The organism is Haloferax volcanii DS2, from assembly GCF_000025685.1.
Lineage (GTDB): Archaea > Halobacteriota > Halobacteria > Halobacteriales > Haloferacaceae > Haloferax > Haloferax volcanii.
Window position 1 is genome coordinate 745,384 of sequence record NC_013967.1, and the last position, 12,263, is coordinate 757,646.

General features: G+C 68.5%; 15 protein-coding genes. 9 read left to right on the forward strand and 6 right to left on the reverse strand.

Features of this window, described 5'->3' with window-relative positions:
- Positions 1 to 125: 125 nt before the first annotated feature.
- A complete protein-coding gene (locus HVO_RS08665) occupies positions 126 to 1,172 on the reverse strand; it encodes a M42 family metallopeptidase (protein ID WP_004044110.1) in 1,047 nt (348 codons plus the stop codon).
- A gap of 151 nt (positions 1,173 to 1,323) precedes the next feature.
- On the opposite strand from HVO_RS08665, the gene HVO_RS08670 reads away from it, so the two are divergent.
- The 7 genes from HVO_RS08670 (at position 1,324) to HVO_RS20885 (ending at position 6,964) form a co-directional block, all read left to right on the forward strand.
- Positions 1,324 to 1,581, forward strand: coding sequence for an MTH865 family protein (locus HVO_RS08670; RefSeq protein WP_004044109.1), 258 nt, complete (start codon positions 1,324 to 1,326; stop codon positions 1,579 to 1,581).
- A gap of 13 nt (positions 1,582 to 1,594) precedes the next feature.
- Positions 1,595 to 2,317 (forward strand): hypothetical protein, encoded by a 723-nt coding sequence (locus HVO_RS08675; protein ID WP_004044108.1) that lies wholly within the window; start codon positions 1,595 to 1,597, stop codon positions 2,315 to 2,317.
- A 39-nt stretch (positions 2,318 to 2,356) separates the two neighbouring features.
- Positions 2,357 to 4,183, forward strand: a complete 1,827-nt coding sequence (locus HVO_RS08680; protein ID WP_004044107.1) for a S9 family peptidase — start codon at positions 2,357 to 2,359, stop codon at positions 4,181 to 4,183.
- A 57-nt stretch (positions 4,184 to 4,240) separates the two neighbouring features.
- On the forward strand, positions 4,241 to 4,660 hold the full coding sequence (locus HVO_RS08685; RefSeq protein WP_004044106.1) for a cobalamin B12-binding domain-containing protein: 420 nt from the start codon (positions 4,241 to 4,243) through the stop codon (positions 4,658 to 4,660).
- Positions 4,661 to 4,662: 2 nt separating this feature from the next.
- Positions 4,663 to 5,775, forward strand: a complete 1,113-nt coding sequence (gene meaB / locus HVO_RS08690; protein ID WP_049914891.1) for a methylmalonyl Co-A mutase-associated GTPase MeaB — start codon at positions 4,663 to 4,665, stop codon at positions 5,773 to 5,775.
- A gap of 87 nt (positions 5,776 to 5,862) precedes the next feature.
- Positions 5,863 to 6,789, forward strand: coding sequence for an alpha/beta fold hydrolase (locus tag HVO_RS08695; protein WP_004044104.1), 927 nt, complete (start codon positions 5,863 to 5,865; stop codon positions 6,787 to 6,789).
- Between the two features lie 31 nt (positions 6,790 to 6,820).
- Entirely contained in the window at positions 6,821 to 6,964 is a 144-nt protein-coding gene (locus HVO_RS20885) for a hypothetical protein (protein ID WP_004044103.1), read from the forward strand.
- 14 nt (positions 6,965 to 6,978) lie between these two features.
- On the opposite strand, the gene HVO_RS08700 is transcribed toward HVO_RS20885, so the two are convergent.
- Together HVO_RS08700 and HVO_RS08705 are read right to left on the reverse strand one after the other, a co-directional pair.
- A complete protein-coding gene (locus HVO_RS08700; protein WP_004044102.1) occupies positions 6,979 to 7,359 on the reverse strand; it encodes a Zn-ribbon domain-containing OB-fold protein in 381 nt (126 codons plus the stop codon).
- Positions 7,356 to 8,522, reverse strand: coding sequence for a thiolase domain-containing protein (locus HVO_RS08705; protein ID WP_004044101.1), 1,167 nt, complete (start codon positions 8,520 to 8,522; stop codon positions 7,356 to 7,358). The genes HVO_RS08700 and HVO_RS08705 overlap by 4 nt, the downstream gene beginning before the upstream one ends.
- Before the next feature lie 202 nt (positions 8,523 to 8,724).
- Between HVO_RS08705 and HVO_RS08710 the strand changes: the two genes are divergently transcribed.
- Both HVO_RS08710 and HVO_RS08715 read left to right on the forward strand, forming a co-directional pair.
- Positions 8,725 to 10,032 (forward strand): M28 family peptidase, encoded by a 1,308-nt coding sequence (locus tag HVO_RS08710; RefSeq protein WP_004044100.1) that lies wholly within the window; start codon positions 8,725 to 8,727, stop codon positions 10,030 to 10,032.
- A 143-nt stretch (positions 10,033 to 10,175) separates the two neighbouring features.
- On the forward strand, positions 10,176 to 10,907 hold the full coding sequence (locus HVO_RS08715) for an NAD(+)/NADH kinase (RefSeq protein ID WP_004044099.1): 732 nt from the start codon (positions 10,176 to 10,178) through the stop codon (positions 10,905 to 10,907).
- Positions 10,908 to 11,018: 111 nt separating this feature from the next.
- Here HVO_RS08715 and HVO_RS08720 read toward each other — a convergent pair whose 3' ends face one another.
- The 3 genes from HVO_RS08720 to HVO_RS08730 all read right to left on the reverse strand — a co-directional run bounded on the left by HVO_RS08720 (position 11,019) and on the right by HVO_RS08730 (position 12,263).
- A complete protein-coding gene (locus HVO_RS08720; protein WP_004044098.1) occupies positions 11,019 to 11,462 on the reverse strand; it encodes a DUF7313 family protein in 444 nt (147 codons plus the stop codon).
- Between the two features lie 137 nt (positions 11,463 to 11,599).
- A complete protein-coding gene (locus HVO_RS08725) occupies positions 11,600 to 11,881 on the reverse strand; it encodes a DUF7314 family protein (protein WP_004044097.1) in 282 nt (93 codons plus the stop codon).
- Positions 11,874 to 12,263, reverse strand: a complete 390-nt coding sequence (locus tag HVO_RS08730; protein WP_004044096.1) for a DUF7315 family membrane protein — start codon at positions 12,261 to 12,263, stop codon at positions 11,874 to 11,876. The genes HVO_RS08725 and HVO_RS08730 overlap by 8 nt, the downstream gene beginning before the upstream one ends.

Genomic DNA, 12,263 nt, shown 5'->3' on the forward strand with positions numbered 1-12,263 from the left:
CTTGTAGTGAATACTTTGGTTCTCGTCCGCCGGTCGGGGGTGTCGCGCCTCGATATAGGGGGGTGACCCCGCGATGTCGGCCGCGCCGACGAGGGTCGCTTCCGGGCTCGTCTTCCGAGGGTCGCTTACAGCGTGTAGTCGAACTCGCCCGTCTCGCTCTCCAGGAAGGCCGTCAGGAGGTCGATGTAGGCGACCACGTCGTCCTCGTGGACGCTCTCGGTGACGGTGTGGAGGTAGCGCGTCGGCATCGAAATCGCGCCGACGGGCTTCGCGCCGTAGCTGTTCTGGAAGCCGCCGGTGTCGGTGCCGCCCGCGGGGAGCAGTTCCATCTGGTAGGGGATGTCGTCGTCCTCGGCCACGGCGCGGAGGCGGCGGTGGACCTTCGGGTTGGCGATGGCGCTCGAATCCTTGAGCTTGATGCCCGCGCCCGCACCGAGTTTCGTGACGTGGTCGGCGGGGTCGAAGCCGGGCACGTCGTTGGCGACGGTGGTGTCGAGGCCGAGCGCGAGGTCGGGGTCGAGGTCGACGCCGAGCGCCTGCGCGCCGCGGAGGCCGACTTCCTCTTGGACCGTCGCGGCGAAGTGAATCGTCACCTCGGGGTTCTCGATGCGTTTGGCGGCCTCCAGCATGGCGAACAGGCAGACGCGGTCGTCGATGGCCTTCCCCGTCACGTGGTTCCCCATGCGGACGGTCGTCTGTTCCATCGTCACGAGGTCGCCGACGGAGACGGTCTCCTCGACGGTCTCGGCGGGCAGGCCGAGGTCGACGTACACGTCCTCGACCTTCGGCTCCTTCTGCTTCTGTTCTTCCGTCAGCGTGTGCGGGGGAACCGAGCCGATGACGCCCGTGAGGTCTTCGTCTTCCGCGTGGACGGTCACGCGCTGGGCCTTCAGGACGCGAGGGTCCCAGCCGCCGAGGGCGTCGAGTTGCAGGAAGCCCTCGTCGTTGACGTGGCGGACCATGAAGCCGATTTCGTCCATGTGGGCCGCGACGGCGACCTCGTAGTCGCTCTCGCCTTCGATGGTGCCGACGACGTTGCCCATCCCGTCGACCCGGACGGAATCGGTCGTCGCTTCGAGGTCCTCGCGGACGAGCGCGCGGATGCGGTCTTCGTAGCCGGGGACGCCGCTGGTCTCGGTAAGCTGCTTCAGGCGGTCGAAGTCGAACTCCATGCGAGTGCATGAATTGCCGGTGTAGATAAGTCCATCAGTCCCAGGCGACCGTGCCGGCACTCGATGATCCGCCGCGCCGTCTCGGAAGAACTCTAAATATAGTCATTGTTTTTCCGGAACGCTTTTCCAGTTCTCTCCGAAGGTACACCGTATGTCCGATACCGAATCTCAGCTCCGCGAGCAGTTCATGGACGCGTTCGAAAACGCGGATTTCCCCGTGGAAAATCAGATGTCGCTCGTCCCCGCGCTCCCGAACGGTCCGGGCACGAAGTTCAAGACGGACGACGTGACCGTCACGGCGATGGAGCTGGCCGCCAAGCTCGGCAAGCATCAGGACTTCCCGTACGAGGACGCCGAGAGCCTCGTCGACGACATCATCGCCGGCCTCAAGGCCGAAGGCATGATCTGAGTTCGGTCGTCGCGTGACCGAGACGAAACGCGCGCTCTGGGACCGCTTCGTCGACCGCTTCGTCGACGCCGCGGACCCGATTTCACTGTTCGAGACGACCGCCGACGGGACCGTCGACACCATCGCGTACGGTCGCTCCGGCCGGCGGACGCTCCACCGCGGCGAACGCATGGAGCGGCGGCTCCGCGAGGCCGGCGGCCGCGTCGTCACCGACTACGACCGCCGCGAGGGCCGCTACGAGGGGCTCGTCTACATGATGTACACCCTCGACGGCGACGAGGTCGTCCCCCGATACCTCGGTAAGTGCGGGAAGTTCGGCGCGTCCGGTACCGACCTCAACAGCAATCTGCGGAACGTCGACACCAACGACGGCAAACTCGCGCGCTGGGGCTACGGGAACTACTACCACTTCGGAGACCTCTCGTCGGCCGCCTTCCGCGACGACGGGCCGGGGAAGTACGACCGCTGGGTAGCGGCGCTGTTCGCTTCGACCGACCCGCCGCGGCTCCGCGAACCGGTGTACTTCTGGGTCGAACCGTGGGCGGTCGGCACGGAGGGGCCGTACCCCGACACGCGGCCGTACCTCGAAGAACTGGAGTACCAACTCATCGGCATCGCCTTCGAACTGTACCCCGAGCGCCTGCTCAACACCGAGGGCGTGCCGACGAACCCCGAGGCCTACGCGAAGATGCGCGGCTGGACCGACCGCGAGGACACCCGACTTTCGGACTTCTGACACCCAAACCGATTTCTCGTCGCCGGGGCAATTCGAGGTATGCGAACGTACGACATCGAGCGCTACCTGAACATCAGGAGCGCCTACGGCGCGTCGTTCTCGGCCGACGGCGAGCGCCTGTCGTTCCTCATGGACACGACGGGCGTCCCGCAGGTCTGGACGGTCGATTCGCCCGGCGCGTGGCCCGAACAGCGGACCTTCTACGAGGAGCGCGTCACCTTCGCCTCGTGGTCGCCCGAGCGCCCCGAACTGGCTTTCGGCATGGACAACGGCGGCAACGAGCGCGCCCAGCTGTTCCGGCTCGAACCCGACACCGGCGTCATCGAGAACCTGACCGAACACCCCGACGCCAAGCACCGCTGGGGCGGCTGGAGCCACGACGGCGAGCGGTTCGCGTTCACCTCGAACCGCCGCGACCACGCCGTCTTCGACGTGTACGTGCAGGCCCGCGACGGGACCGGCACCGACACCGAACTCGTCCACGAGGGCGACGGCTGGCTCACCGTCGGCGGCTTCTCGCCCGACGACTCGAAGCTCATCGTCCAAGAAGCGTACTCGAACTTCGACCAGGACGTGTCGGTACTCGACCTCGCCACGGGCGAGTTGACCCACCTCACGCCGCATCAGGGGACGGTCCGCTTCCAGAGCCCCGAGTGGGGTCCCGACGGCGAGAACGTCTACATGGTGACCGACTGCGGGAGCGACACGCTCGAACTCGTCCGCTACGAACTCGCCTCCGGGGAGTTCACCACCGTCGAGACCGGCGGTGACCACGAACTGGACGGTCTCAGCATCGACCACGACTCGCGCCGACTCGTCTACTCGCGGAACGTCGAGGGCTACACCGAACTCACCTTCGGTGAACTCACCGCGCCCGACCGCATCGACGCGCTCCCCCAACCCGACCTGCCGAACGGCGTCGCCGGTGGCGTCTCCTTTTCGCCGGACGGCGAGCGCGCCGCGGTCACCGTCACCGCCAGCGCCGACACCGCGAACGTCTACGTAGTCGAGTTGGCCACGGGCGACGCCGAGCGGTGGACGCTCGCGGCGACGGCGGGCATCCCGCGGGACACGTTCGTCCCGCCCGAACTCGTCCGGTATCCGACGTTCGACGGCCGCGACATCCCGGCGTTCTTCACGCTCCCCGAGGAGTCGTCGGAGGGGGAGACGCCCGTCATCGTGGACATCCACGGCGGGCCGGAGTCCCAGCGGCGGCCGTCGTTCTCGGCGGTCAAGCAGTACTTCCTCTCGCGGGGGTACGCCTACTTCGAGCCGAACGTCCGCGGGTCGGCGGGCTACGGGAAGGCCTACGGCCACCTCGACGACGTGGAAAAACGGATGGACTCCGTCGCCGACATCGAGGCCGCCGTCGAGTGGCTCCACGACCACCCGGCTGTCGACCCGGACAAAATCGTCGCCATGGGCGGCTCGTACGGCGGGTTCATGGTGCTCGCGGCGATGACCGAGTACCCCGACCTCTGGGCCGCCGGCGTCGACATCGTCGGCATCGCGAACTTCGTGACGTTCCTCGAAAACACGGGCGACTGGCGGCGCGAACTCCGCGAGGCGGAGTACGGCTCGCTCGAAGACGACCGCGAGTTCCTCGAATCCATCTCGCCCATCAACAACGTCGAGACGATTCGCGCGCCGCTTTTCGTCCTCCACGGCGAAAACGACCCGCGGGTGCCGGTCAGCGAGGCCCACCAACTCGTCGAGGAGGCGAGGGAACACGCCCACGTCCGCGAACTCATCTTCGACGACGAGGGTCACGGCTTTACCAAACTGGAGAACCGCATCGAGGCGTACTCTCAGATAGCAGACTTCCTCGACGAGTACGTCCGGAGCGCGCCCGCCGCGGACGACTGAGGCGGACCTACCTTATTTTCCGTTAGAGTCAAAGCGCGGGACATCGAATCCCCGTCTATGAGCGCGGACTCCGAACAGCGAACGATCCGGTGTCTCATCGCCAAGGTGGGACTGGACGGCCACGACCGCGGCGCACACGTCATCTCTCGCGCCTTCCGCGACGCGGGATTCGAAGTCATCTACTCGGGGTTGCATCGCGCCCCGGACGAAATCATCCAGGCGACGGTCCAAGAGGACGTTGACGTGCTGGGTATCTCCATTCTCTCCGGCGCGCACAACACGCTCGTCCCGAAGGTGATGGCCGGTCTCGAAGAGTACGGCGCGCTCGACGACACGCTCGTCATCGTCGGCGGCATCATCCCCGAAGAGGACCGACCCGGTCTCCTCGAAGAGGGCGTCGACGCCATCTTCGGCCCCGGCACGCCGATGCAGGAGACCATCGACTTCGTGAAGGAACACGCGCCCGAGCGACCGTGACGATGAGTCGGGCGGTCGAATCCGACCTCGTCGAGCGACTCCTCGACGGCGAGCACCGGGCGCTCGCGCGCGCCATCACGAAAATCGAGTCGCAGTCGCCGGGCTACCGGGACATCGTCTCGGAACTCCACGCGCACACGGGCGACGCGTCCGTCGTCGGCATCACGGGCAGTCCGGGGGCCGGCAAATCGACGCTCGTGGACAAACTGGCGAAGTACTACCGCGACCAGGGCGAGACGGTCGGCGTCATCGCCGTGGACCCCTCCTCGCCGTACACCGGCGGGGCCGTCCTCGGCGACCGCATCCGCATGGCCTCGAACGTCGGTGACATGGACGTGTTCTTCCGGTCGATGAGCGCTCGCGGCCAGCTCGGCGGCCTCTCGACCGCCACCGCGGACGCCGTGAAGGCGCTCGACGCCTTCGGGAAAGACCGCATCATCATCGAGACGGTCGGCGCGGGGCAAAACGAGGTGGACGTGGTGAAGACCGCCGACACGGTCGTCGTCCTCGTCCAACCCGGCAGCGGCGACGACGTGCAGATGCTCAAGGCGGGCATCCTCGAAATCGGTGACGTGTTCGTCGTCAACAAGGCCGACATGGAGGGCGCATCGCGTACCGTCGCAGAGTTACAGGAGATGATTCACCTCCGCGACGACCCGCGGGCGAACCTCGATACGGGCCACCACGGGGCCGCGGCGTTCGACGACGGCCACGGCGGCGGTCACGGCGGGCACGCGGACGCGAGCGACGCCGAAAGCGACGCCGAGGGTGACCCTTCCAACGCCGACGAACCCCTCGTCTGGACGCCGCAAGTCCTCGAAACGGTCGCCACGACCGGCGAGGGAATCGACGAGTTGGTCGAGACGCTGGACGACCACCGCGACTACCTCGACGCCTCCGGCGAACTGGCCGAGAAGGCCCGCAAACGCGCGGGCGAGGAGATTCGACAGCACCTCCGAAGCGACGTGAACCGGCTCCTCGAAGCCGAACTCGACCGACGCGGCGGAGTCGAAGAGTTCGCTCAGGCCGTCGTCGAAAAGGAGACCGACCCCTACGCGGTCGCTGAAGACGTGCTCGAACCGCTCCGGGAGTGTCTGGACGACCGAGCCGACTGAGCCGACCGAGGCCAAGACGACGTTTGCCCCGCCCACCATCCCGCCACGGGCGGGCGAATTAAGGCCACCGCGCGCTATCTACGTGACATGAAGCTCCGACGAGCCATCGGACTGGCCGCCGCCGGCGTCGGCCTCACCGCCGCGGCCAACGCGGCCCTCTCGAAGCGCGTTGAACCCCTCGAACCGCCGCTGTCCGGGTCGCACGGGACGTATCGCTGGCGCGGCATGGACGTGTCGTACGTCGAGGCCGGGAGCGAAGACGACCCGACGCTCGTCTGCCTCCACGGTATCAACGCCGCGGGGTCGTCCGGCGAGTTCCGCGAGGTGTTTTCGACGCTCGCCGAGGACTACCACGTCGTCGCGCCCGACCTCCCCGGGTTCGGCCTGTCGGACCGCCCGGCGCTGTACTACTCGCCCGCGCTCTACGAGGACTTCGCCGGCGACTTCCTCGCGGAGTACGACGACCCCGCGGTGCTCGCCTCGTCGCTCACCGCGGCCTATGCCGTCGCCGCCGCGGAGCGGGACGACGTGTCCGTCTCGCGGTTCGTCCTCGTCTGTCCCACGTCGCGCGGCGGCCCCGACCCGAAGGAGTGGCTCCGCGAACTCGTCCGCGCGCCGGTCGTCGGCGAGGCGCTGTTCAACGTCGTCGCCTCCCGGCCGTCGATTCGCTACTTCAACGCCGATCACGGCTACTACGACCCCGAGAAAGCCGGCGAGGAGTGGCAGGAGTACGAGTGGCGCACGGCTCATCAGGAGGGCGCGCGCTTCGCGCCGGCGTCGTTCATCTCCGGCTACCTCAACACCGACATCGACCTCGGCGGGGCGCTGGCGGCGCTCGACGTGCCGACGACGCTCGTCTGGGGTCGCGAGAGCGACATCACGCCGCTGAAGCGGGGCCGCGACCTCGCGGACGCCGCGGACTGCACGCTCGTCGTCTTCGACGACGCGATGCTGCTCCCGCACGTCGAGTTCCCGAACGCCTTCGTCGACACCGTCCGCGACGCCCTCGACTGAGCGTCGCCGCGGCAATTCAATCACCGAACCGATGCTCGACTCCCTCTCGCTGTTCTCGCTGTTTCTGTACGGAGCCATCGTGCTCCTCGCGGCCGGCTTCTGGGCGTGGCTCCTCGGGTCGTACGTCTTCGGCTGGCGCTCGCCGCTGGAGGCCGTGGAGGCGCGCGACGAGTAAGTGGCCGCGCGGCGCTACTCGCTCGCGGGCCGGAACACGACCAACCGCTCGTCGGTCGTCGCGTTCTCGCCCACGCCGACCGAGACGGTCGTGCCGAGGTCGACCTCGTCGGCGGGGAGGTCGCGGACGACGCCCGTGAGCCTGACGGGGCCGAACGACGCGACGGCCGTCACGTAGGGCGCTTCGTCTGCGAAGTTCGGCGCGGGGACGTGCACCTCGGTAAAGGTGAGAACCTCGCCCGTCGCCGGGAGCGGTTCCTCGGTCAACTCGGCCGCGCCGCAGTGCGGACAGGAGCGCCGCGGCGGCAGCGACCCGTGGCCGTCGGGACACGCGAGATAGTACCCCTCGCCGTCCGCGATTGCGGCCAGCCACTCGTCGTAGCCGGTGTCGGTCATCGGTCCACCTCCAGCACGTGGACGACCGCGCTGGCGACGGTCCCGCCCGCGTTGTGGGTGACGCCGACTCGAGCGTCGGGGACGGCGTCGCTGTTGCCGTGGTCGCCGCGGAGGAGCTTCGTCATCTCGACGACTTGGGCGGTTCCCGTCGCGCCGACGGGGTGACCCTTCGCCTTGAGGCCGCCCGAGAGATTCACCGGGAGGTCTCCGTCGCGGGTCGTCTCGCCGCGGGCGGCCGCGCCGACGCCCTCGCCGTGGTCGTAGAGGCCGAGCGATTCGAGCGCGAGCACCTCGGCGATGGTGAAGCAGTCGTGGACCTCGGCCACGTCCACGTCGTCGGGGCCGATACCGGCGTCCGCGTAGGCGGCGTCGGCGGCCTTCGTCGCGGCGGGCGTCCGCGCGAGGTGGGGTCTGTCTTGGAGCGCGGCCTTGTCGCCGCCCTGTCCCGACCCGGTGACGGAGACGGGCGCGTCGAGCCCGTGTCGCTCGGCGTAGTCGTCGCTGACGAGGACGACCGCGCTCGCGCCGTCGGTGATGGGACAGGCGTCGTAGAGGGAAAGCGGGTCTGCGACGACGGGGCTTTCGAGCGCGTCGTCGACCGTGATTTCGCGGTGGAACTGCGCGTAGTCGTTCTGCATCGCGTTGGCGTGGTTCTTCACCGCGATGTGCGCGAGGTCTTCGCTGTCGCCGCCGAAGGCGTCGAAGTACGCGCGGGCCATGAGCGCGTACGCGCCGGGGAACGTGACGCCCGCGCGGACCTCGAACAGTTCGTCCGCGGCGATGGCGAGCGACTGGGTCACCTCGGCGGTCCCGAGGTTGTTCATGCGCTCCATGCCGCCGGCGAGGACCACGTCGGCCGCGCCGCTCCGAATCGTCGCGACGGCCTGCCGGAAGGCGACGCCCGCGGAGGCGCAGGCCTGCTCGTAGCGGGTCGCGGGGCAGTCGAGGCCGGCGGCCTCGGCCATGACCGGCCCCTGATGGCCCTGCTTCTCGGCGAGTTCGCCCATGAAGTTGCCGTAGAAGATTTCCTCGTAGTCGTCGCGGGAGACGCCGGCGTCCTCGCGGGCGGCGAGGGCGGCCTCCGCGAACAGGTCGCGGCCGGTTCGCTCGGGGTGACTGCCGAACTTCGTCAGTCCGACCCCGGCGATTCGCACGTTAGTCATGGATGAACGTACGTGATAGATGGTCCTTGAACCTGCCGCTCGCCCGCGGGCGGAGTCGCGGTTCGGCTCTCGCTCCCCCGCGCTCGCGGCCGCGACGCGACGAACCGAGCGTCCCGTCGGTGTCGGCCGATTTCTCCGTCGCGTCACCGCCGCGTTTTCGACCCATCGCAACGGTTACCACGGTCCCGCGAGACGGTCCACTATGAGTGACTGGATAGGCGACACGTTCACCAGCGAGGTCGGCTGGAACCACTTAGAGCGACTCGTCGACATCGGCAACCGGATGACCGGCTCGCCCGGCGAGCGCGAGGCGATGGAGGCGACGCGAGACGCCCTCGAACGCGTCGGCGCGCGGAACGCCCGCATCGACCCCTTCGAGATTCAGGGCTGGGAGCGCGGCGACAGCGCCGTCTACGCCGCCGACACCACGCAGGACTGCATCGCGCTCCCGCGCAGTCCCGCCGGGACCGCGAGCGGCGAACTGGTCGACCTCGGTTACGGCCTGACCGAGGACTTCGACCGCGACCTCTCGGGGAAGGTCGTCGTCGTCTCCACGACGGTGCCCGACCACTACGACCGCTTCATCCACCGCCGCGAGAAGTACTACTACGCCGTTGAGGCCGGCGCGGCCGCGTTCGTCTTCGCCAATCACGTTCCCGGTCAACTCCCGCCCACGGGGAGCGTCGGCACCGCCGACGCGCCCATCGGTGACATCCCTGCAGTCGGCGTGAGCAAAGAGGTCGGCGCGCGCCTCCGCCGTCGGTTCGACGGCGACGAGGTGACCGTCGACGTGACCTGCGAAGCGCCCGCGGCCGAAAGCGGGAACGTCCACGCCGAACTCGGCCCCGACACCGACGAGGAGGTGCTCGTTACGAGCCACCTCGACGCCCACGACATTGCCGAGGGCGCGATGGACAACGGCGCGGGCACCGCGATGGTGGTCGAAGTCGCCCGCGCGCTCGCCGCCCGCGAGGACGAACTCGACACGCGCGTCCGCTTCGTCTGCTTCGGCGCGGAGGAAGTCGGCCTCGTCGGCTCCGAGTACGAGGCCGAACGCCTCGGCGACGACCGGGCGAACGTGAAAGCCATCGTCAACAACGACGGCGTCGTCGCCGGGCGGACGCTCAAGCTCACCACCCACGGCTTCGACGAACTCGAAGCCGCCGCCGAGACCGTCGCCGAGCGGTTCGACCACGACGTTTCGACGCTGCCCGAACAGCTCCCGCACAGCGACCACTGGCCGTTCGTCGCCCACGGCGTCCCGGCGTACATGGTCGGCAGCGAAAAGGAGGGCCGCGGCCGCGGCTGGGGCCACACGCACGCCGACACCATCGAGAAACTGGAGTCGCGGACGCTCCGCGAGCAGGCGATTCTCCTGACCGAACTGACCGTCGAACTCGCCGACGCCGACCGCGAGATACCCCACGCAGACCCCGCCGACATCGCGGCCGCGCTCGAAGCCGAAGACCAAGCGGAAGGCATGAAAGTCACCGGCGACTGGCCGTTCTGAGGCGCCGGCGACGCACAGCACCCGTCCGGCCCGCCCGACCGCCCGGCTCGCGCCGCCCACCACCGGACCGAACCACGAGGGCTTTTATTCGCCGCGGCGTAGCACGGGACGATGCTACGGGGGCTCGCCGCGGGTGGACGACGATGAAATTCGGTATCGTCGGTGACGACTCGGTCGCCACCGCCGTCAGAGCGGCCGGTGCGTCGGTCGAATCGGAGCCGGCCGACGCGGACGCCGTCGTCGCGGTCGGCGAGTCGGCGCTCTCGACGGTCGCGCTCGGCTCCGAGTGGACGTGTCCGGTCGTCCCCGTCGACTGCGGTGCGCCGTGGGCCACGCCGCGGCGCGACCTCGAAGCGCGGCTGTCCGCGTTCGCCGCGGGCGACGGCCGGGTCGTCGACCATCCGACGCTCTCGCTCCGCGTCGGCGGCGACGCGGTGGGCCGCGCGCTCCTCGACGCGATGCTCGTCACGAGCGAGCCGGCGCACATCTCCGAGTACGGCGTCGCCCACGCGGAGGCGGCGGTCCCGTTTTCGTCCGACCCGCCCGACGAGTCGCGCGCGGCGGCGCGCTGGACCTCGGTCGACGAGTTCCGAGCCGACGGCGTCGTCGTCGCCACACCGCTCGGAAGCTCCGGCTACGCGCGCGCCGCTGGCGGCGCGGTCGTCGGCCCGGCCGCCGGGCTCGCGGTCGTTCCCGTCTCGCCGTACGCGACCCAGACGAACTCGTGGGTTCTCCAACCCCCGGTCAGATTGTCGGTCGAACGCGACGACGCGCCCGTCTCGCTCGTCGCCGACGACGAGGTCATCCGGGAAGTCTCTCCGTCGGAGTCTGTGGTCGTCGACCGCGACGGAAGCGTCCCGATGCTGGTCGAGTGAGCGCCGCGTTCGACGCGACTGAGCCGTCGAGCCGCGGCGCTCGACGTGACGAAAATACGTGTTCCTCGTGCGCGGTGCGAAGCGCGACGCGGAAAAGCGAGCGTCGCGGGCTTAGACGATGAGGCTCCAGTAGTCCGAGACGAGGAAGAAGAGACTCTGGAACCCGGCGTACAGGAGCACGAGCCCCGCGGCGACGAGCGAGCCGTTCGGGCGTTCGAGCGGTTTGTCGGTGCGGGCTTCGACCTTGCGCGCTTCGAACTCGAAGAAGTCGGTGACGAACATCCCGACGACCAGCACGGACAGCACCATGCCGCCGTGCGGCTCGACGACCAAGAAGAGGAACGAGGTCACCACGAGCGCGCCCGAAGTGATCGTGTGCGGGAGATACCGGGAGATGGCCTCCTCACCACCCTCCTCGGCCTGCCGGACGTGCGACCGATGGCCGAGAAAACGCGTCGCGAAGTTCGCAAGCACGAGCACGAGCGCCACGTGCGGGACTACCGGTTCGACCGCCGCCAACTGGTCGAGCGGGACGAGGAACTGTAATGGGTGCATACAGGACCGTCGGGGCGAGACTCATTAGAGTTTTTCCAATCCGACGCGGGAGACCGCGCCGAGCGCGACCGCTATTCTGAGGGACTTTTCCGCGACGCGAATCGAAATGAGAGGAGCAGAGACGGCGTCGTGTCGGCTTACTGCGCGTTGCGGCGCTCTTGGAGCGCGTCCATGATCTGGTGTCCCGCCGGGATGAGCACCCAGAAGGTGAGCGCGCCGAGGAGTGCGAACCAGAGGAACACGTCCATCAGGGTGACGCCGATGATGTTGAACAGTCCCTCGGTCGCACCGGACTCCAGCGGTGCGATGAGCTGTTGGGTGCTCTCGAAGCTGGTCGTCCGGTACCACGACGCCAGCACCAGCCACGCGAGTCCGGAGCCGGTCAGGATACCCAGACCCTTGATGAATTCGTCAGCCATTGTTCGAGTCTTCGCCGGAGTCCTCTTGAGACTTTCCCATTCCTTGGGCGCGAAAGCGAGTGCCGAGCGTGTAGACGACCGCGCCGAACGCGATGATGCTCAGCCCGACGACCGCGAGCGCCGTGCTGAGTAGCCCGTCTGCGACGCCGATGCCGAGCGCGCCGAGCGCGCCGGCGACGACCGCGCGGAGGGCGCTCACTTGTAGCGTCGCAGCGTCGAGGAAGACGAAGCCGAGGACCACGCCCACGACGGCGATGAGCGTCGAAAAGACGGTAATCGTCTTGTAGAGCCGCATGGGAACGACGATGTCGCGCCGGCCGCGGCGTCCGCGCTCCGTCCCGTCGCTGTCGCCGGTCCGACCGGTTGCGTCGCTATCTGTCAT

Excerpts from the sequence above, each read along its gene's own strand:
- HVO_RS08665 (WP_004044110.1), bottom strand. The coding sequence starts at position 1,172 with ATGGAGTTCGACTTCGACCGCCTGAAGCAGCTTACCGAGACCAGCGGC.
- HVO_RS08670 (WP_004044109.1), top strand. The coding sequence starts at position 1,324 with ATGTCCGATACCGAATCTCAGCTCCGCGAGCAGTTCATGGACGCGTTC.
- HVO_RS08680 (WP_004044107.1), top strand. The coding sequence starts at position 2,357 with ATGCGAACGTACGACATCGAGCGCTACCTGAACATCAGGAGCGCCTAC.
- HVO_RS08685 (WP_004044106.1), top strand. The coding sequence starts at position 4,241 with ATGAGCGCGGACTCCGAACAGCGAACGATCCGGTGTCTCATCGCCAAG.
- meaB (WP_049914891.1), top strand. The coding sequence starts at position 4,663 with ATGAGTCGGGCGGTCGAATCCGACCTCGTCGAGCGACTCCTCGACGGC.
- HVO_RS08695 (WP_004044104.1), top strand. The coding sequence starts at position 5,863 with ATGAAGCTCCGACGAGCCATCGGACTGGCCGCCGCCGGCGTCGGCCTC.
- HVO_RS20885 (WP_004044103.1), top strand. The coding sequence starts at position 6,821 with ATGCTCGACTCCCTCTCGCTGTTCTCGCTGTTTCTGTACGGAGCCATC.
- HVO_RS08700 (WP_004044102.1), bottom strand. The coding sequence starts at position 7,359 with ATGACCGACACCGGCTACGACGAGTGGCTGGCCGCAATCGCGGACGGC.
- HVO_RS08705 (WP_004044101.1), bottom strand. The coding sequence starts at position 8,522 with ATGACTAACGTGCGAATCGCCGGGGTCGGACTGACGAAGTTCGGCAGT.
- HVO_RS08710 (WP_004044100.1), top strand. The coding sequence starts at position 8,725 with ATGAGTGACTGGATAGGCGACACGTTCACCAGCGAGGTCGGCTGGAAC.
- HVO_RS08715 (WP_004044099.1), top strand. The coding sequence starts at position 10,176 with ATGAAATTCGGTATCGTCGGTGACGACTCGGTCGCCACCGCCGTCAGA.
- HVO_RS08720 (WP_004044098.1), bottom strand. The coding sequence starts at position 11,462 with ATGCACCCATTACAGTTCCTCGTCCCGCTCGACCAGTTGGCGGCGGTC.
- HVO_RS08725 (WP_004044097.1), bottom strand. The coding sequence starts at position 11,881 with ATGGCTGACGAATTCATCAAGGGTCTGGGTATCCTGACCGGCTCCGGA.
- HVO_RS08730 (WP_004044096.1), bottom strand. The coding sequence starts at position 12,263 with ATGACAGATAGCGACGCAACCGGTCGGACCGGCGACAGCGACGGGACG.